The organism is Nonomuraea maheshkhaliensis (assembly GCF_039529435.1).
Taxonomy (GTDB): Bacteria; Actinomycetota; Actinomycetes; order Streptosporangiales; family Streptosporangiaceae; genus Nonomuraea; species Nonomuraea maheshkhaliensis.
Window position 1 is genome coordinate 1 of sequence record NZ_BAAAMU010000023.1, and the last position, 17628, is coordinate 17628.

At 72.4% G+C, this 17628-nt stretch carries 18 protein-coding genes; 5 read left to right on the top strand and 13 right to left on the bottom strand.

What is annotated here, in order from left to right; translation table 11 throughout:
• From ABFX54_RS17675 to ABFX54_RS17705, 7 genes are all read right to left on the bottom strand, one after another.
• The coding region (locus tag ABFX54_RS17675) for an FGGY-family carbohydrate kinase (RefSeq protein ID WP_346106072.1) at positions 1-915 on the bottom strand (915 nt) is incomplete at its 3' end.
• On the bottom strand, positions 912-2387 hold the full coding sequence (locus ABFX54_RS17680) for an FGGY family carbohydrate kinase (RefSeq protein ID WP_346106074.1): 1476 nt from the start codon (positions 2385-2387) through the stop codon (positions 912-914). The genes ABFX54_RS17675 and ABFX54_RS17680, both read right to left, overlap by 4 nt.
• Positions 2387-3619, bottom strand: a complete 1233-nt coding sequence (locus ABFX54_RS17685) for a sugar ABC transporter permease (RefSeq protein WP_346106075.1) — start codon at positions 3617-3619, stop codon at positions 2387-2389. The genes ABFX54_RS17680 and ABFX54_RS17685 overlap by 1 nt, the downstream gene beginning before the upstream one ends.
• On the bottom strand, positions 3616-4374 hold the full coding sequence (locus tag ABFX54_RS17690) for an ATP-binding cassette domain-containing protein (protein WP_346106077.1): 759 nt from the start codon (positions 4372-4374) through the stop codon (positions 3616-3618). The genes ABFX54_RS17685 and ABFX54_RS17690 overlap by 4 nt, the downstream gene beginning before the upstream one ends.
• Positions 4375-4383: 9 nt before the next feature.
• Positions 4384-5478, bottom strand: coding sequence for an ABC transporter substrate-binding protein (locus ABFX54_RS17695; RefSeq protein ID WP_346106079.1), 1095 nt, complete (start codon positions 5476-5478; stop codon positions 4384-4386).
• Positions 5479-5603: 125 nt separating this feature from the next.
• Entirely contained in the window at positions 5604-6569 is a 966-nt protein-coding gene (locus tag ABFX54_RS17700; protein ID WP_346106081.1) for a sugar-binding transcriptional regulator, read from the bottom strand.
• Between the two features lie 73 nt (positions 6570-6642).
• Entirely contained in the window at positions 6643-7617 is a 975-nt protein-coding gene (locus ABFX54_RS17705; protein ID WP_346106083.1) for an ArsR/SmtB family transcription factor, read from the bottom strand.
• 59 nt (positions 7618-7676) lie between these two features.
• Here ABFX54_RS17705 and ABFX54_RS17710 point away from each other — a divergent pair, with 59 nt between their 5' ends.
• Positions 7677-8873 carry an MFS transporter gene (locus tag ABFX54_RS17710; protein WP_346106085.1) on the top strand — a complete coding sequence of 399 codons (1197 nt, stop codon included), beginning with the start codon at positions 7677-7679 and terminating at the stop codon, positions 8871-8873.
• Between the two features lie 15 nt (positions 8874-8888).
• Here ABFX54_RS17710 and ABFX54_RS17715 read toward each other — a convergent pair whose 3' ends face one another.
• A complete protein-coding gene (locus tag ABFX54_RS17715; protein WP_428834533.1) occupies positions 8889-9878 on the bottom strand; it encodes a LacI family DNA-binding transcriptional regulator in 990 nt (329 codons plus the stop codon).
• A gap of 68 nt (positions 9879-9946) precedes the next feature.
• Here ABFX54_RS17715 and ABFX54_RS17720 point away from each other — a divergent pair, with 68 nt between their 5' ends.
• Complete coding sequence (locus ABFX54_RS17720; RefSeq protein WP_346106087.1) at positions 9947-11119, top strand: CynX/NimT family MFS transporter; 1173 nt, start codon at positions 9947-9949, stop codon at positions 11117-11119.
• 19 nt (positions 11120-11138) lie between these two features.
• Positions 11139-11801, top strand: a complete 663-nt coding sequence (locus ABFX54_RS17725) for a hypothetical protein (RefSeq protein ID WP_346106089.1) — start codon at positions 11139-11141, stop codon at positions 11799-11801.
• A 12-nt stretch (positions 11802-11813) separates the two neighbouring features.
• Here ABFX54_RS17725 and ABFX54_RS17730 read toward each other — a convergent pair whose 3' ends face one another.
• Together ABFX54_RS17730 and ABFX54_RS17735 are read right to left on the bottom strand one after the other, a co-directional pair.
• Positions 11814-12359 (bottom strand): cysteine dioxygenase, encoded by a 546-nt coding sequence (locus tag ABFX54_RS17730; RefSeq protein ID WP_346106090.1) that lies wholly within the window; start codon positions 12357-12359, stop codon positions 11814-11816.
• Positions 12356-13249, bottom strand: a complete 894-nt coding sequence (locus tag ABFX54_RS17735; RefSeq protein WP_346106092.1) for an amidohydrolase family protein — start codon at positions 13247-13249, stop codon at positions 12356-12358. The genes ABFX54_RS17730 and ABFX54_RS17735 overlap by 4 nt, the downstream gene beginning before the upstream one ends.
• Positions 13250-13452: 203 nt before the next feature.
• Here ABFX54_RS17735 and ABFX54_RS17740 point away from each other — a divergent pair, with 203 nt between their 5' ends.
• Complete coding sequence (locus tag ABFX54_RS17740; RefSeq protein ID WP_346106094.1) at positions 13453-14445, top strand: LacI family DNA-binding transcriptional regulator; 993 nt, start codon at positions 13453-13455, stop codon at positions 14443-14445.
• Between the two features lie 41 nt (positions 14446-14486).
• Here the strand turns inward: ABFX54_RS17740 and ABFX54_RS17745 are convergent, their stop codons facing one another.
• Positions 14487-15926, bottom strand: a complete 1440-nt coding sequence (locus ABFX54_RS17745) for an aromatic amino acid lyase (protein WP_346106096.1) — start codon at positions 15924-15926, stop codon at positions 14487-14489.
• Positions 15927-15933: 7 nt separating this feature from the next.
• On the bottom strand, positions 15934-16314 hold the full coding sequence (locus ABFX54_RS17750) for a phage holin family protein (RefSeq protein ID WP_346106098.1): 381 nt from the start codon (positions 16312-16314) through the stop codon (positions 15934-15936).
• Between the two features lie 130 nt (positions 16315-16444).
• Here ABFX54_RS17750 and ABFX54_RS17755 point away from each other — a divergent pair, with 130 nt between their 5' ends.
• A complete protein-coding gene (locus ABFX54_RS17755) occupies positions 16445-16720 on the top strand; it encodes a hypothetical protein (protein ID WP_346106100.1) in 276 nt (91 codons plus the stop codon).
• 43 nt (positions 16721-16763) lie between these two features.
• Here ABFX54_RS17755 and ABFX54_RS17760 read toward each other — a convergent pair whose 3' ends face one another.
• Entirely contained in the window at positions 16764-17609 is an 846-nt protein-coding gene (locus tag ABFX54_RS17760) for an FAD:protein FMN transferase (protein WP_346106102.1), read from the bottom strand.
• Positions 17610-17628: the final 19 nt, after the last annotated feature.

The window sequence follows — 17628 nt, forward strand, 5'->3', positions numbered from 1 at the left end:
GTCGAGGTCGCGGCCGGGCAGGTCGCGGGTCAGGACGCCCGCGCCCGTGCTGGACGCCCCGCCGGGCAGCCACGAGCCGTCGGGGGCGCGGTGGGAGTACACGACGCCCAGCGGGTCGTGGATCAGCTCCTTCGTGACCCCCTTGAGCACCAGCGTCGTGCCCAGCACCGAGTTCCAGCTGCCCACCTGCCGCGCGCCCGCGCCGAGCTGGGCCGCGCAGCCGTCCGTGGTGCCGGCGATCACCGGGGTGCCCTCGGGCAGGCCGGTCTCCTCGGCCGCCGCCGCGCACACCTCGCCCAGGCGGGCGCCAGGACGTACGACGTCGGGCAGCATCTCCGCGGGCACCCCGAGCGCGTCGAACACCTCCGCCGGCCAGCGCTCACCGATCAGGTCGACACCGGTCTTGAGCGCGTTGCTCAGGTCGGTGGCCACCTCGCGCCCCACCAGGCGGCGGTTGACGAAGTCGCTCTGGTGGGCCAGGCGGGCGCCAGCGGGAGCGGCGGGCAGCAGCCACAGCAGCTTCGGCAGCCCCCAGTTGGGCTGCATGCGCCGGTAGCCGAGCCGTTCCCACACGGCCGCGCCCGCCTCGTTGGCCGCTCCGGCGTCGGCGCGGCGGTCGTCGTACATGAGAGCAGGGGTGAGAGCCCGGCCCGAGGGGTCGGTGAGCAGGATCGTTCCAGAGGTCGCGTCCACCGCGACGCCCTCGACCCGCTCGCCTGCCGGCACGCCGCGCAGCGCCTCGCGGGTCGCCGCGGCCAGCTCGCGCCACCACTGCTCGGGGTCCTGCTCGTGGCGGGGGCCGTCGCGGTGGCTGGTCAGGGGGCGGCTCGCGGCGCCGAGCACCCGGCCTTCGCCGGTGACGGCCAGGGCGCGCACGCTCTGCGTGCCGAGGTCGATGCCGATCCACACGCTCATGTACGGCCTCTCATCGCGCCGAGCAGCGGCCAGGTGCCCGCGTTGTTCGCGCGCAGGGTCAGGAAGTCCGCGAACAGCCGGTCGTAGAAGGCCCGCCGCGCGGGGTCCGGCTCGACCGCCTCGCGCAGCCGTACGTGCTGCCCGGCCGCCGCGACGATGGACGGCGCGGCGGCCGTGGCGGCCAGCCCGACCAGGTAGGCCCCGCGCGCGCCCACCTCGGTGTCGGCCGAGCGCCGCACGGGCAGCCCGGTGACGTCGGCGATGAGCGCGAGCCAGGTGGCGCTGGCCGAGCCGCCCCCGCACACCCGCAGCTCCGTGGGCGCGGCCCCGGTGGCCGTGAGGCAGTCGCGGATGACCATGGTGAGCCCCTCCAGCACGGCCCTGGCGACGTGCTCGCGGCCGTGCTCGAACGACATGCCCAGCAGCGATCCCCTGGCCAGCGGGTCGGAGAAGGGCGCACGCTCACCGGCGGGCGACAGGTAGGGCAGGAACGCCAGCCCGCCCGCCCCCGGCTCGCTCTCCAGCGCCAGCTCGCCCAGGTCGGCCGGGCCGTCCAGCCCGAGCAGGCGGCACGTCCACTGCACCACCTCGGTGCCGGCGAACGTGGGGAAGGCCCGCAGGTAGCCGCCGGGCAGCGCGATGGTGATGCCGGTCGGCGCGCCGTCCAGGTCGGGGGCGTCCACGACGACCTCGGTGCACAGCGTGGTGCCGAGGATGCCGCACGCCTGCCCCGCCGACACCGCTCCCGAGCCCAGCGCGGTCGAGGCGATGTCGTACGGAGCCATGACGACCGGCGTCCCCGCGGCCAGGCCGAGCGCGGCGGCGGCCTCACGGGTCAGCTCGGCGACCGGGCAGGGCCGGACCGGGGGCAGCAGCCGTCCGGCCTGCTCCAGGCCGAACATGGCCAGCAGGTCCGGCGCGTACGCCCGCGTCCGCAGGTCCATGAACGGCGCCGAGGCGTCGGACTCGTCGGCCACCAGTTCGCCGGTGAGCCGGGAGAAGATCCAGCCGCCGCAGGTCAGGTTCGCATGGGAGCGGGCGAGCCGGTCGGGGTCGTGGGCGCGCAGCCAGGTGAGGATGGCGTGCGGGAGCCCGGAGGCCGCGGCGGAGCCGTTGCGCCGGAAGGCGGCCTCGGCCAGCCCGTCGCGCGTCCAGGCGTCCACGTACGAGGCGGCCCTGGCGTCGTTCCAGAGGATCGCGGGGCCGGTCGGCTCGCCGGCGGCGTCCACCAGCCAGCAGCCGTCGCCCTGGGCCGTGACCGCCACCAGGTCGCCCCTGCCCACCTGGGCGACGACCTCGCGCACGGTGGCCGCGACCGCGTCCCAGACCGCGCCCATGTCCTGCTCGGCATGGCCGGGAGCGGGCCTGGACACGACGGTCGGGCGCCGGGCCACGGCCGTCTCGGCACCGGAGGAGTCGTACCCGACGGCCTTGATGACCGTGGTGCCCGCGTCCACGCAGATGATCGCCATCAGGCCCTGCCGTGGGACGTTCGCGACCGGCGTGAGACGGAGTCGACGATCACGGCGAGCAGCAGCACGGCGCCCGTGACCACGAACCTGATCGAGGAGTCGAGGTTGAGCAGGGTCAGGCCGCTGGAGATGGACTGGATGACGATGATCCCGAGCAGCGCGCCGAACGCGGTGCCGCGCCCGCCGAACAGGCTCGTCCCGCCGATCACGGCCGCCGCGATGGCGTTGAGGTTGACGTCGCCCGCGCCGCTGCTCTGGTTGGCCGCCGCCAGCCGGGCCGCGGCCAGGATGCCGCCGACCGCGGCGAACGTCGAGCAGAGCACGAACACGGAGGTGAAGATCGCCTTGACGTTGATGCCGGCCCGGCGCGCGGCCTCCACGTTGCCGCCCACGGCGTAGACCGCGCGGCCCCACTTCGTGCGCGACAGCAGGTAGTGCATGATCAGCACAAGCGCCACGAAGAAGACGAACATCCAGCCCACGCCGCGCGTCTGGCCGAGGTACCAGACCACGAAGGCCAGCACCACCAGCAGCGCCACGCTCCTGACGACCAGCGTCGACAGGCTCTTGGCCGACAGCCCGGCCTTGCGCCGCTCCTGGGCGTGCAGGTAGCCGCTGAGGAACAGCCAGGCGGAGGCGATCACGGCGAACGCGTACGACAGCGGCGCCGGGACGAAGTCGAGCTGGGCGAAGTTCACCAGCCCCGAGTCGAACGGCAGGTTGATCGACCCCTTGGTGCCCAGCACGTACAGCTGGAGCCCGAGGAAGGCGAGCAGCCCGGCCAGCGTGATGACGAAGCTGGGCACCCCGAACCGGTTGAACAGCTGCCCGTACACCCAGCCGATGACCGCGCCCATGAGGACCGAGGCCAGGACGGCCACCCAGACCGGCAGCCCCTCGCTCACGAACAGCACGGCCAGCACCGCGCCCGACAGCCCGCTGACCGAGCCGACGGACAGGTCGATCTGGCCGACCAGCAGCACGCACACGATGCCGAGCGCGATCACGCCGACGGCGGCCGACTCCAGGGTGAGGTTCACCAGGTTCGCGCTGGACAGGAAGATCGGGTTGAGCGCCTGGAACACCGACCAGATGACGATGAGCCCGACGACGACCGGGATGACCCCTAGGTCGCCGCCACGGGCCCGCTCGACCACGTCGGTGATCGCGCCGCGCCATCCGTCACGGTTCTTCAACCGCTCGTCCTGGCGGTCGGTGGTCACGGCGCTCACTGCTGCCCCCTCTGGTTGCGGCGGGACACCACGTTGTCCGTGGCACCGGTGATGGCGGCGATGATGTCCTCGGTGGAGACCTGGTCCACCGCGAACACCCCGTTGTTGCGGCCGAGCCGCAGCACCGCCACGGTGTCGGCGACGGCCTTCACGTCCGCCATGTTGTGGCTGATCATGATGACGCCCAGCCCGTTCTCCCGCAGCCGCTCGACCAGGTTGAGCACCTCGGCCGTCTGGGCCACGCCGAGCGCGGCGGTGGGCTCGTCGAGGATGATGACCTTCGGATCGCCGAGCAGCGACCTGGCGATGGCCACCGTCTGCCGCTGGCCGCCCGACAGGGCCGCCACCGGCACCCGCACGCTCGGGATCTTGGCGGAGAGCTGGCGCAGCAGCTCCCACGAGCGGGTCTCCATGGCCACGTCGTTCAGCCGGAGCGGGCGGATCTCCTGGCCGAGGAAGAGGTTCTGGATCACGTCGAGGTTCTCGCACAGCGCCAGGTCCTGGAAGACGGTGGCGATGCCGAGCTTGTGGGCGGCGGCCGGTGTCGGGATGTCCACCTCACGGCCCTCGAACGTGATCGTGCCCGAGTCGGGCGGATGCACCCCCGACAGGATCTTGACCAGCGTGGACTTGCCCGCGCCGTTGTCGCCCACGACGGCGACGACCTGGCCGGCCGCGACGTCGAGCTCGATGTCGGTGAGCGCGGCCACGGCGCCGAAGGTCTTGTTGATGCCGCGCAGCGACAGGACGGTCATCGGATGCTCCTACTTGATGCCGAGCTCTTCGCAGCCCTTGGCATACGCGCCCGTACACACGTCGGCGGCCTTCATGATGCCGCTGTCGAACAGCACTTCCTTGGTGTTCTCCTTGGTCACGACCGTGGGGACGAACAGCTCGGAGGGCGTCTCGTAGAGCGTGGTCTTGCCGGCGGGCTTCTTGCCCTGCATGAATTCCCAGGCCACGTTGGCCGAAGCCTCGGCGACGATCTTGATGGGCTTGGAGATCGTGTTGTACTGGTCGCCGTTGATGATGCGCTGCGCGGCGGCGATCTCGGCGTCGTTGCCGGTGACCGGCGGCACCTTCACGCCCGCGGCCTTGAACGCGGCGATCGCGCCGCCGCCGGTGCCGTCGTTGGCCGCGACCACGCCGACGATCTGGTCCTTGAACTGGGTGATCTGGCCGCTGACCCAGGTCTGGGCCTTCTCCGGCTGCCAGTCGGGGGTGTCGTACTCGGCGAGCAGCTTGAACCCGCTCGGGTCGACCGCGCTGTGGATGCCCTTCTTGATCAGCTGGGCCGCCGCGTCGGTCGGGGAGCCGTTGACCTGGAGGATGCCGCCCTCGGCCTTCTCGGCCTTGAGGTGGTCCACGAGGGACTGGGCGATCAGCGAGCCGATCTTCTCGTTGTCGAACGAGATGTAGTAGTCGGCGGGCGTGGCCGGGATGGGCCGGTCGTAGGCGATGATCGGCACCTGCTGCGCCTGGGCCGACTTGACGATGGTGGCCGCGGCGGCGGAGTCGACCGGGTCGATCACGATCGCCTTGACGCCCTGGGCCAGCGCGGAGTTGGCCTGTTGCTGCTGCTTGGCCGCGTCGGAGTCGGCGTTCTGGTAGATGACCTCGCAGGTCGGGCAGAGCTGCTTCATCTTGGCCTCGAACAGCGGCTTGTCCTGCAGCTCGTATCGGGTCGAGGCGAGGTCGGGCATGAGGAAGGCGACCTTGGCGTTCTGCAGGTCGCCGCCACCGCCGGCGGTGGTGCTCTCGCCGCTGCCGCCGGAGTCTGCGCCGCACGCGGCCAGCACCGAGCTCGCGAGCACTGCTGCCACGGCGAACGCGGAGGTCCGCATCTTAGCTCTGTTCACGGGTGTTCCTTAGGTTCTTTGACGCTCGCTGGCCCCCGAGACGGGGACACGCCCTCACGGGAGGGCATGTCCCGTGGTGCGGCTCACGTTAGCGCGCGTTCAGAAACTTTGTCCAGCAAAAGTGTTCAGAGCTGGTGAGCTGCCGCGAGCAGGCCCTCCGCGGTCGGGGTGTCCGTGACGAGCTGGTTGAAGTAGCCGCCCCTGGCTCCCGCGACGATCGAGAGCACCTTCTCCGCGCCGACGGCCACGGCGATCGTGTGGGGGATGCGGCGCAGGTCCTCCGGCTTCGCGGCGACCAGGCGCTCGCTGCCCGGATAGGTCACCGGGGCCCCGTCGCGGTCGTAGATGCGCATGCACACGTCACCCACGGCCTGGCGCAGGCTCTCGGCGTCGCGCGGCATGAGGGAGGGCACCATCTGCCGCATCAGCGGGGCCGAGCCGACGCCCACGATCGCGCACTTGGCGTGCGCCCACAGGTCCATCACCCGGCGCACGGACGGCTCGTGCTGCAGCGAGTAGAACAGCTCGGGGCCGGGCAGCGCGGGGGCGTAGAGGTAGGCGGGCACGCCGCCCGAGCGTTCGGCCAGGACGCGGGTGGTCTCGTTGGTCTGGAACCAGGGCTGCGGCTCCTCCTGGCCGCCCACGGCGGGGGCGATCGTGACGCCCGGATACTGGCCCAGGCCCTCGCGGGCGCACTCGTACACCGTGGTGCCGGAGGAGACGAGCACGACGTCGCCCGACTCCAGGCCGACGGCGGCCAGCGCGCGGGTCACGCCGGGGGCCAGCCACGGGCCCAGCGTGGGGCCGTTGACCTTGGGGACGAGGTAGACGCGCTCCAGCCCGAGCGCCTGCGCCACCTCGTCGGCCAGCGGGCCCTCCGCCAGCGCGGCCGGCCGGTGCACCTTGATCTCGACGATGCCCTGCTTGCGCGCCTCGGTGAGCAGCCGGCTCACGGTCGCCCTGCTGACGCCCAGGCGTCCCGCGATGTCGCCCTGGGTGGCGTCCTCCATGTAGTACTGCTGGGCCGCCGCGTACATCAGCTCGGGAGGGAACCTCGGCTGTGCCTCGGGGGCGACGTCGGCGGCATTCATGCGCGCGCTCCTGATACGGCTTGTGAACAAAGTTGCAGAACTGATGCCCAACGACTATACCTGCGTGCCCAGGCTAGCCGTTGATCAAGGCCTCGCCCAGAGAGGTGCGCGCGTACAGGACGCTCCGGCCGACGCGGGTGCCCGCGATCACGCCCGTCCTGCGCAGCGCCGCGAGATGGCCGCCCGTGGTGCCCAGGCTCTGTCCGAGCAGGGCGGCGAGCTGGGTGGTGGTCGCCGGCTCGGCCAGCTCGGCGAGGATGCGGGCCCGGCTGCGGCCGATCAGCGCCGCCAGGTCCGCGTCAGGCGTGGGGAGAGCGGCCGCGACGCCCCTGGCGGGGTAGACCAGCGCGTACGGCCAGGCGTCCTCCAGATAGCAGCCGATGGTGCTCATGAACGCCGACGGCAGGAACAGCAGGCCCTTGCCGTCGAGCCGGTGGGTCCCGACCCTGGTGCTCAGCTTGACCTCGATCCGGCCGCTGCGGTGCCAGCGCACGTTCGGGCGCAGATCCTCAAGGGCCGCCTGCCAGCCGTACGCGGCCAGCCGTCCCGCCCGCTGCGCCACGTCGCGCTGGAGCACCGCGCGGAAGCGGGGCCAGTCGTGGGAGAGGATCTCGCGCCACAACGCCTCGTACGCCGCCGCGAACAGCCGCACCACCTCGGGCCCCAGCAGCAGCTCCCTGATCCAGTCCACCACGGGCGGCCGGCCGGCCAGCGCCCGCCGGATCTCGCCGTGCGCGGTCTCCAGCGGCGTCGCGCGCATGGCCACCAGCTCCGTCTCGAACGGCACGTCCACGGCCGTCGGCGGGGGCGCGATGAAGTCGACGTTGGCGTCTCCCTTGTTGCCGCTGATCGTGGCCGCCGCCCGGAGCACGGGATGCTCCTGTACGAGCGCGTGGTACGTCTCGCGCCACCGCGCCGCCCACGGGCCGTTGGCGCCGGCGGGGTAGCGGCCGGCCAGCACCCACTCGGAGTGCATGGTCTCGATGAGCGGTGAGATCGCGAACCTGCTCGCCATCACGTCCTGAGGTACGACGTCAATCGTCACCATGTTTCGGTTATATCCGAATAAGTCGCGTCGAGCGGGAGGGGCCAGCACCATCGGGCCTTGTGAAAGGTGCGACGTTCGGCGAGGTGTTCGCCGTCAGGGAGTTCCGGGTGCTGTTCGGCAGCTTCGTGCTCCTGGTCGGCGGAGACTCGATCAAGATGCTGGCCCTGTCGGTGCTGGTCTACACGCGGACCGGCTCACCCGGGCTGGCGGCGGCGGCGTACATGGCCGGATGGCTGCCGTTCATCGTGGGCGGGCTGTTCCTGCTCTCGCTGGCCGACCGCCTGGCGCCGCGGGCGCTGATGGTGGCGGGCGAGCTGGTCAGGGCCGTCACGTGCCTGCTGCTGGCCTACGCCGGGCTGCCGGTCTGGGCGATGCTGGCGCTGGTGCTGGTCACGGGGGTGTTCTCGCCGGTGTTCTTCGCGGCGCGGGCCGCGATGCTGCCCGAGGTGCTGCCGGGGGACGCGTTCGTGCTCGGGCGCTCGATGCTCAACGTGGCCTCGGCCAGTGCGCAGGTCGTCGGGCTGGCGGCCGGGGGCGCGTTCCTCGCCTTCGCCGGGCCGGGCGGCGCGCTCGCGGTCACGGCAGGGCTGTCGGTGGTGGCCGCGCTGGTGCTGCGGTTCGGGCTGCCGTACCGGGCGGCGCGGGGCGGGGCACGGCGTGGCGCGGTCCGGCAGACGCTGCGGGTCAACCGGCGGCTGCTGGCCGACGGGCGGGTACGCGGGCTGCTGCTGGCCGGTTGGCTGCCGTGCGTGTGCCTGGCGGGGGCCGAGGCCATGGTGGTGCCGTACATGGGCGGGCAGGGACAGGCGGGGGTGGTGCTCGCGGTGGCGGCCTGCGGGATGGCGGCCGGCGAGTTCGCGGTGGGGCGGTTCGCGGCCCCCGGGCTGCGGGAGCGGCTGTCGTTGCCGCTGGCGGTGCTGCTGGGGGTGCCCTGGCTTGCCTTCGCGCTCTCGCCCGGGGTCGCCTGGGCTGCGGTGCTGGCGGCGATCGGGGCCGCCGGGCTGTCGTACCAGCTCGGGTTGCAGCGGCGGTTCGTGGACGCGGTGCCCGAGGAGGTGCGGGGGCAGGCGTTCGGGCTGCAGTCCGCCGGGCTGATGACGGGGCAGGCGGCGGGGGCGGCGCTGGTGGGCGTGCTGGGGGAGGCGGTCGCCCCTGGGCAGGCCATCGCCCTGTCGGGGGCGGCGGGCGTGCTGGTCGCGCTCGCCCTGGCCCGCGTCCTGCGCCCCACGCCCGAGCCCGCGCAGCTCCCGGCCTGACGCTCGTGCGGGTCTCTACAGGTCCCCGGGGGTGAGTTCGCCCGAGCCGCGCGGGATGAGGCGTACCGGAAGCTCGATGTGCTCCGACGGGCCCGTGTCGCCGCGCAGGCGGCGGAACAGCAGCTCGGCCGCCACCCGCCCCATCCAGGACGGATCCTGCGCCACCACGCTCACTCCCGGGTCGAGCAGGTCGGCCAGCTCGAAGTCGTCGAACCCCACCAGCGCGGGCCGCCGCCCGTCCAGCACCCGCAGAGTGGTGACGGTGCAGCGGCCGTTGCCGGTGAACAGCGCCGTCGGCGGGTCGTCCAGGTCGAACATGTGGTCCATGGCCGCCCGGACCGCCTCGGGCGCAGGCGTCCGCATCGAGACCAGCCGCTGGTCGAAGAGCCCGCCCAGCTCCTCCTTGTAGCCCTGCAGCCGCCCGGCCGCGGTGAAGATCGCCGGATCGTCGCCGAGGAAGGCGATCCTGCGGTGACCGTGGCTCAGCAGGTGGCGCACCGCCTGCCTGGCGCCGCCCACGTTGTCGCTGAGCACGGTGTCCACGTCGATGCCCGCTCCCGGCGGCCGGTCGGCGAACACCACGGGCGTGCCCGCCTCCAGCTCTGGCCGCAGGTACGTGTGGTCGTCCCCGGCCGGCACCATGATCAGCCCGTCCACGCGGCGAGCGCAGAAGGTCTCGACCAGCTCGCGCTCCCTGCCGGGCTGCTCCCCGGACGATCCGCTGAGCAGCAGGCAGCCGTGGTCGATCACCACGGTCTCCACCGCCCGGCTCAGCCCCGCGTAGAACGGGTCCGCCACGTCCTCGATGACCAGCCCGATCGTGGCGGTCGTGCCCCTGCGCAGCACCCGGGCGCTCTCGTTGCGGCTGTAACCTAGCTGGTCGATGGCCGCCCGCACCCGCTCGGCCGTCTCCGGATGCACGCCGGGCTCGCCGTTCACGACCCGCGAGACGGTCTTGAGCGCCACGCCCGCCGCCGAGGCGACGTCCTTCATCGTCGGTCTCACGCCTGGATCATTCCCTAATCAGGGTCGATAGACAACGTTGTCAAGAGGTTATGCGAGAGTGGTCCTCTATGTCGTTCAGATCCGCTCTGCTCGTGGCGGGGTTCGCCCTGGCCGCGCTCAACCTGCGACCGGCCATCGCGGGGCTCTCGCCGCTCCTCGACGAGATCATGGACGACGTGGGCCTCACCCCCGCCGGCGGGGGCGCGATCACCACGGTCATGGTGGTCTGCCTCGGGGTGTTCGGGCCGCTCACGCCGGTGCTCGCCCGCCGCGTCGGGCTCGACCGCACGCTGCTGGCCGGGCTGCTGGTCATCGCGGCCGGCCTGGCGCTGCGCGGCCTCGACGGCGCTCCCGTGCTCTACCTCGGCTCGGCCCTGGCCGCCACGGCCATCGCGGTCATGAACGTCTCCATGCCCGGCATCGTCAAGCAGCACTTCCCCGACCGGATCAACCTGATGACCGGCGTCTACGTCTCGTGCGTGGTGGCCGGCGCCGCCGCCGCGTCCGCCCTCGTGGTCCCGATCGAGCACACCACCGGGTACGGCTGGCGCGGCGTCTCCGCGCTCCTGGCCGTCCCCGCGCTGCTGGCCGCGCTGCTCTGGCTGCCGCAGGCGCTGCGCGGGCGGCCCGGCGGGCAGAACGGCCCCCGCCCCTTCGGCGCGGTGCTGCGCAGCCGCGTCACCTGGTACGTCACCGCCCTCATGGGCCTGCAGTCCCTGACCTTCTACGTCATGCTCGCCTGGCTGCCGACGATCTACCTCGAAGCCGGCCTCGCCGCCGACCAGGCCGGTTACCTGCTCAGCCTGACGAACCTGGTCCAGGTCGGCACCTCCCTGGCGGTGCCCGTCCTGGCCGGGCGGCGGGCTTCGCAGGTGCCGTACGTGATGGGCGCCGGCGTGCTGACCGTCCTCGGATACCTGGGCGTGCTGCTGGCCCCGACCACCGTGCCGTGGCTGTGGATGATCGTGCTCGGGATCGGCCAGGGGGCCTCGTTCGCGCTGGCGCTGCTGATCATCGCGCTGCGCCCGGCCGACCCCGCCGAGGTGACCGCGCTGTCGGCCGTGGCCCAGTCCGTCGGATATGTGATCGCCGCGCTGGGGCCGCTGCTGTTCGGATTCCTGCGGCAGATGTCGGGCTCCTGGACGGTGCCCCTCGTCGTGGGGCTCGGGGTGGTCGGGGTGCAGCTCGTGGCCGGCTGGTTCGCCGGACGCCCTGGTACGTTGATCAGATCCGCCCCCTAACCTTCCCGGGAGACGCAGCGTGCTGACCGAGACGCTCCAGCGGCTCGCCGACTCGCGCGGCGGGGTGCTCGGCGTGGAGCCCGGCCTGGTCATCTCGCCCGACGAGAGCTGGACCCGGGCCGAGGAACTGCTGCGGGAGCCGTACACGCTGCTCGGGCGGCTCGTCGACGACACCGCCGCGCGCTGGAACGCGCCACGGCACGTCGGTGCGGCGCTGTTCTGGAAGACCTACAGCTACTGGCACACGCTGCCGATGGCGCTCGGCTGGGCGCTGGACGGGCGGGTGCCGATCATGCGCCTGGCCGACACGTGGTTCAAGGAGTCCGGTGCCGGAGTGACGATCGCGGCCACGCGCGTGCGCTGGGACGCCGGCGCCGCCGCGATCTCCGGAGCGCTGGAGGAGTCGCAGCGGCCCCTCGTCGAGGCCATCGGAGCCCTGGCCAAGGTGGGCGAGCGCACGCTGTGGGGCTCCACGGCGGAGGCGATCGCGCACCCGCTGACCTCGATCGTGCCCGGCGACTACATGAGACTGCTGCACGAGCTCGGCCGGCCCGTCGACGGGCTGATCGAGCCGGCCGGCGACGACTACTTCCGCAGGACCTGCTGCCTGTGGATCACCCTGCCCGGCGTGGAGCCCTGCGGAAGCTGCTGTGTCCTGCTGCCGCCCCGTCGCGCGCGGTAGAGCGTCAGGGCCTCAGGCCACCGAGCCGATCGGGTCGTCCATCGGGCGCAGCTCGTCGGCGTAACTGACCGAGACGCGGCGCATGACGCCGGTCCCGTCGATCGAGTACTGACCCAGCCGCCACAGCGGCGGCGAATAGGCGTGGATCGACACGCTCTCGTCCACCGCGCCCGTCAGCCGATGGATGTGGTCGGGCCCGAACGAGAACGACTGCCCCGCCGGCACCACCGTCTCCAGATGCTCGCCGCCGATCCGCGGGTTGCACTCCCGCAGCGCGCCCCGCACCACGTGCACCGCGCCCGAGGAGATGTCGTGGTCGTGCCAGCCCGTGTCGTCCTCGGGCCGCCAGCACAGCAGCCAGACGTCCACGTAGGCGTCGCGGTAGAGCGAGGCGTAGTGGCGTCCGCCGTCGGCGGGGAAGTCCACCTGGTCACGCCACTCCTCGGGGTGCGCGGCCAGGTCGTTCACCAGGTCGCGCAGCTCGCGACGGTCGAGAGTGCGCTCAGGGAGCCCCGCACAGGCACTCCCGCCCTGGATCTGATCAGTGGTGGTGCTCACTTACGGAGTCTCCCTTCGCGTTGTTGCTCGTCCCGCTCGCCGAGCAAGCGGGCTGGGTTGACGGTCCTGATGGCGTGGGCGGCCGCCGCGCCGAGGCCGGGGTCGGGGGCGGTGGCGTAGGGGGCGTCGGAGCCGTTGACGACGACGTCGATGCCGAGTTCGCGGACGATCGCGTCGATCGCGCGCGGCCCGTACGAGGAGGTCTCCACGAAGAAGTCGCGGTCCACCAGGCCGCGCCCGCCGCCGCCGCGGGCGATCAGGCGCTCCGAGTGCAGCGGCGCCAGCCCGGCGAGCAGGGCGAAGCAGACCCGCAGGCGCGGATGGCGTGGCCGGACGACGGCGTGGAAGTAGTGCCAGGAGGCGTGCATCTGCTGCACGTACGGCACCAGCGCCGGCCACCACGACGGCGTCCCCGCCGGAGCGAGGGCCGGAGCGAGGGCCGGGCCCGGATGCACGAACAGCGGCAGATCCCTGGCGGTCAGCACCTCAAGGAGCCTGTCGTCGGGCGTCGCGGTGGCTGGGATCTGCAGGCCGGCCAGGCCGCGGTCGAGGTCTTCGGCCAGGCGATCGGGGTCGGGCTCGCTGTGGCAGGTGGCCGCCCACACCCCGAAGGGCTCGCCCAGCGACAGGCCGCCGTCGTGGTGGGCGTCGATCAGCGGCCAGCACTCCTCGGGCGGCAGGAACTCGATGCCGAGCGGGCTCGACAGCGACACCAGCGCCAGCTCCAGCCCGGTGGTGTCGCGGTGCTCGTGATCGGCCGGATCGACCTCGTACGGGGGCTCGCCGTCGAGGATGAGCGTCCAGCCGTCGAGGTAGGGCGGCTTGGTACGGGCGCGCAGGGCATCGACGAACGTGCTGGTCCACAGGTGCTGATGCACGTCGATGCTCATGGCGGCCTCCCCCTCCCGCTATTTCCTACTCACAATATATGTAAACGCTCTGCGCTGTGTCGCTTCGGAGGTGAACCGTTTCACTGATACGGTTCAGTGAACCGCTTCACAAGACACTTGTCAACGGTCCGCCCAGCTCGGAAACCCGACAGCCGGGTGACGGGAAATCGGCTTCTGTCGGTGCCACGCAATAAGCTGGCGTAATGCCTCGCAAGAGAGCCACCATCCGTGAGGTGGCCCAGGCCACCGGCCTGTCACCGGCGGCCGTCTCCTACGCGCTACGCGGACTGCAGGTGTCGGAGGAGACCATGGAGCGGGTGCGCGCGGCGGCCGCCGAGCTCGGCTACGAGGCCGACCCCATCGCCAGGGCGCTGGCCAGCGGACGCACCGGGATGATCGGCCTGCTCTGCGGCTCCCTGGAGGACCTGTGGCAGCAGGCGCTGGCCGTCGGCATCAGCCGGGGCCTGCGGGAGAAAGACCGTTACGCGCTGATCCTCGACGCGGTCGGCGATCCGGCCAGGGAGCGGGCGCTGGCCCAGCAACTGCGTGACCAGCGCGTCGACGGGCTGATCGTGCAGTCGATCGATCCGGCTGCGGCGTTCTGGCCCGAGTTGTGCGAGTCGGTGCCGGTGGTCGCGATCGGCGACTCCATCGCCGGCACGGCGGGCGAGGTCGTCTTCGACAACCGGCGCGGGGTGACGCTCGCCCTTGAGCACCTGCGCGCCTCCGGCCACCGTCGCATCTCCGTCCTGACCTCCACCAGGGCCAGCACACCCGACCGGCCCGCCGACGTGCACGTCACGGCCGAGGCCGACCGGCTGGGGCTCGACATCGACGTCGCCACCGCGCCCCACGGGCTGGCCGGAGCCACGGCGGCGGCCCGCGAGCTGCTGATCCGAGAGCGGCCGAGCGCCGTCTTCTGCTTCGCCGACTCGATCGCCTACGGGGTCTACGCGGCGGCGCAGGAGCTGGGGTTGTCGGTGCCCGACGACGTCTCCGTCATGGGCTACGACGACCATCCGATGTCGGGGCTGCTCACGCCGGGGCTCACCACCGTCGACTGGGACATCGACGGCATCGTCCGCGCGGCGGTCCGGCTCATCTCGGTGGCGGCCGACGGCGGCACCCGTCGGCGCCGCGTCATGCAGACCCCGACACTGCGCGAACGGGGCTCGGTCACCCGCCTGACCTCCTGACCCTCCGCTCCGTCGCCGCTGGGCCGATCAGAGGCGGCGGGTCAGAGGTGGCGGGTCAGGGACTGGCGGGAGGTCTCCAGGTCGGCGGTGAGGGGGCGGTCGGGGGCCGAGGCGTGCAGGGCGCGGGTGGCGGCCGTACGCTCGCAGGCCAGCACGATCTCCAGCGGCTCCAGGCAGCGCAGCGCGTGCCGGGCGGCCTGCGTGGCGAAACCGGCGTGGTCCTCCGCGCTACGCGAGATCACCGCGGTGCCCGTCGTCACCGGGTTCGCCAGGTGACGCAGCTCGGCCAGGGCGTCCTGGGCCACGTACTCCAGGATCAGCACCCCCGAGGCCCCCGGGCGGTCGGCGAGGAACGGCAGGTGGCCGGTGTAGGCGGGGTCCATGAGGGTCGCCAGGCGGGCCGTGCTGAGCTGGGCCGTCTGCACGAGCGCGGCCCGCAGCGCGTCCAGGGCCAGCGCCACGGGAGCGGCGTGGAAGTTGCCGTTGTGCCAGGCCAGGCCCTCGGCGAAGAGCGGGTTCTCGGTGGAGGCGTTGAGGTCGATCTCCACCGTGGTGGTGGCGCGGTCGAGCGCGTCCATGGCCGCGCCGTGCACCTGGGCGAAGGCGCGGTAGCCGTACGGGTCCTGGACGCGCGTGGTCGGCTCGTGGGCGAGCAGCCCGCGCAGCCGTGCGGCCACGACGGCCTGACCGGGATGCGGGCGGGCCTCCTGGACGACGGCGGCCAGCGGCTCGGCGGAGGCGTCCACGGCGGTGAACGACAGCGCGGCCACGTCGATGGCGGCGTCGAGGAGCCGGCGCAGCCGGTGGCAGGCGATGGCCGCGTCGGCGAGCGTCGCGGCCCCCGAGCTGATGAACGGCAGCGCGTCACCGGAGGCGAAGGCATGGTGCGGCGGCTCGGAGGGCGTCTGATGCCCCGCCTCGCCGGGCCGGCCAGGCGTGTGATGCCGCGCCTCGCCGGGCCGGCCGGGCTCTCCGGAGGGCCCGCCGGGATGGACAGGCTCGGGCGGGGTGGTGGGGGCCGGGGGTTCGTGGTGCCAGGGGAGTTCGCCGTGGAGGCACAGGGCCGTGGTGGCCAGGGCGGTGAGGTCGCCGGTGCCGATGGCGCCGTACGTACGCAGCGGCGGGGTGTAGCCGTGGTTGATCGCGTACGCCAGCGACCGGCAGACCGCCGGGTCCACGCCGGAGCCGCCCGCGAGCAACTGGTTGAGCCGGACCACGAGCATCGCCCTGGCCCTGGCCGGCTCGATCGGCGGGCCGGCCCCGCACACGTGGCTGCGCAGCAGGTCGAGCCCCGCGCCCTCCATCACCACGTCCCTGTTGGCGCCCACCCCGGTGCTCCTGCCGTACACCGGGCCGGTCAGCCCCTGCGCGACGGCCCACGCGGCCCGGGCCCGATCGAGGGAGGCGATCGTGACCCGGGCGCCGTCGTATCCGGCCTGGTGGACCTTCGCGCAGGTCAGGCCGGCGCCGTCGAGCTCCACTGGAGGATCAGTCGTTGTCGGGGATGAACAGGCCGAGCAGCCAGCTGACGACGCTGATGATGATCGCGCCCCAGAACGCGGCCGGATAGAAGTTGTCGACGTGGAAGGGGATGTCGAGCTCGCCCGCGATCCAGCTCGTCAGCAGCAGCATGGCCGCGTTGATGACGAGCAGGAACAGGCCCAGCGTCAAGACGATGATCGCGCAGCCGAGCGCCTTCACGATGGGCTTGACGATCGCGTTGATGAGGCCGAAGATCAAGGCCACGAGCAGCAGGACGCCCCAGTATCTGGCCGTGTTGGTGGGGGCGTTGACGTCGATGCCGTCGATGAACTGGATGGCCACCCACAGGGCCACTGCCGCTGCGATGGTTCTGATGATGAATCTCACGCTGAATGATCCTCCCACTGGAGATCGCCGCCCGATAGGGGTGCCGTCACTACGATGCCCATCGGTTACCGTGCGTAGTCGCTGGTTATGGTGGGTCCATCGGGGAAGAGGCTGCAGGGGGAGGAGTGAGATGGACGCCAACGGGCTTGAGACGATGCCGGCCGCCGAGTTGCACGATCGGGCGGTGCGCTACGCCGTACGCCACGGGGACCTGGGGTTTCTGTGGGAGCTGCTGAAGGTGATCCCGGCCGCCGAGGCCGCCAGCGGTCACCCCAACGAGAGCGCCAACGACCTCAGCAAGGTCTCGGCACTGCTGAGCGACGCGCTCGCGGCCGGCGAGGGCAAGCTGGGCGAGGCGCTGCGGCCGATCTACATCGACTATCTGCGCAAGCATCCTGACGCTTGACTCTCCCGCGTCCCGTGATCCCCGGTGGCGTACGCGCGGGTGGTCAGCCGGCCAGGCGGGATTGTGCGCCGCCGTGGTCGGCGAAGCCGGGCGTCGTCACCTCCTGCCCGTCCGGAAGGACGATCATCGTTTCGTACGGCCCCGAGCGGGCCAGGTCGGCGGCGAAACGGCGGCCTGGCATGGGCCCCATGGCGAAGATGGCCGTGGCGTAGGCGTCGGCCAGGCCGAGATCGGGGCCGATGACCGTGACCGCGCCGAGCCCGTCCTGGACCTCGCCGGTGCGCGGGTTGACCACCGGCGCGCCGCCCGAGGTGGCGATGCCGAGGTCGTGGGCGCAGACGACCTTGCGGACGACGCCGTCGCGCGGGTCGCGCACGCCGACGCGCCAGCGCACGCCGGGGGCGGCCGAGCCGCGCACCCTGATGTCGTTGCCCGCGCTGATGTGGTGGTCGCCGGCGCCGGCGTTGGACAGGGCGCGGGAAAGGCGTTCGATAGCCCAGCCCTTGATGTAGCCGGACGGGTCGATCACGCCGTTGATGCGGGCCTCGAAGTAGCCCTCGGTGGCCTTGCTGAGCTCGTCGCAGCGGTGCAGGACCTCGACCAGCTCCGGAATCTGCCTGATGGTGCGGCCGCTGTTGAGCCGGCCGATCTGGCTGTCCTCCTTGACCGGGCTGAAGGTGTCGTCCACCCAGCGCAGCCAGGCGAACGCGTCGTCGAGGAGGGGGATCAGCTCGCGGGCCGGCAGGGCCGTGCGGATGTCGACGCTGACCGGCATACCCATGACCATTTCCACCCGGGCGCTGCCGGGGAAGACCGTCGCGGGCTCCGCGACGTCGGAACTCGCTATGGACGCGGTCGTCGTGGACCCGGCGTCATGAGAGATCGTCATCGTGCCTCCTTGTCCGGCG

Bases quoted from the DNA above. Each gene is read 5' to 3' on its own strand.
- ABFX54_RS17680 (WP_346106074.1), bottom strand. From the start codon at position 2,387: ATGGCGATCATCTGCGTGGACGCGGGCACCACGGTCATCAAGGCCGTC.
- ABFX54_RS17690 (WP_346106077.1), bottom strand. From the start codon at position 4,374: ATGACCGTCCTGTCGCTGCGCGGCATCAACAAGACCTTCGGCGCCGTG.
- ABFX54_RS17700 (WP_346106081.1), bottom strand. From the start codon at position 6,569: ATGAATGCCGCCGACGTCGCCCCCGAGGCACAGCCGAGGTTCCCTCCC.
- ABFX54_RS17705 (WP_346106083.1), bottom strand. From the start codon at position 7,617: ATGGTGACGATTGACGTCGTACCTCAGGACGTGATGGCGAGCAGGTTC.
- ABFX54_RS17720 (WP_346106087.1), top strand. From the start codon at position 9,947: ATGTCGTTCAGATCCGCTCTGCTCGTGGCGGGGTTCGCCCTGGCCGCG.
- ABFX54_RS17735 (WP_346106092.1), bottom strand. From the start codon at position 13,249: ATGAGCATCGACGTGCATCAGCACCTGTGGACCAGCACGTTCGTCGAT.
- ABFX54_RS17740 (WP_346106094.1), top strand. From the start codon at position 13,453: ATGCCTCGCAAGAGAGCCACCATCCGTGAGGTGGCCCAGGCCACCGGC.
- ABFX54_RS17755 (WP_346106100.1), top strand. From the start codon at position 16,445: ATGGACGCCAACGGGCTTGAGACGATGCCGGCCGCCGAGTTGCACGAT.
- ABFX54_RS17760 (WP_346106102.1), bottom strand. From the start codon at position 17,609: ATGACGATCTCTCATGACGCCGGGTCCACGACGACCGCGTCCATAGCG.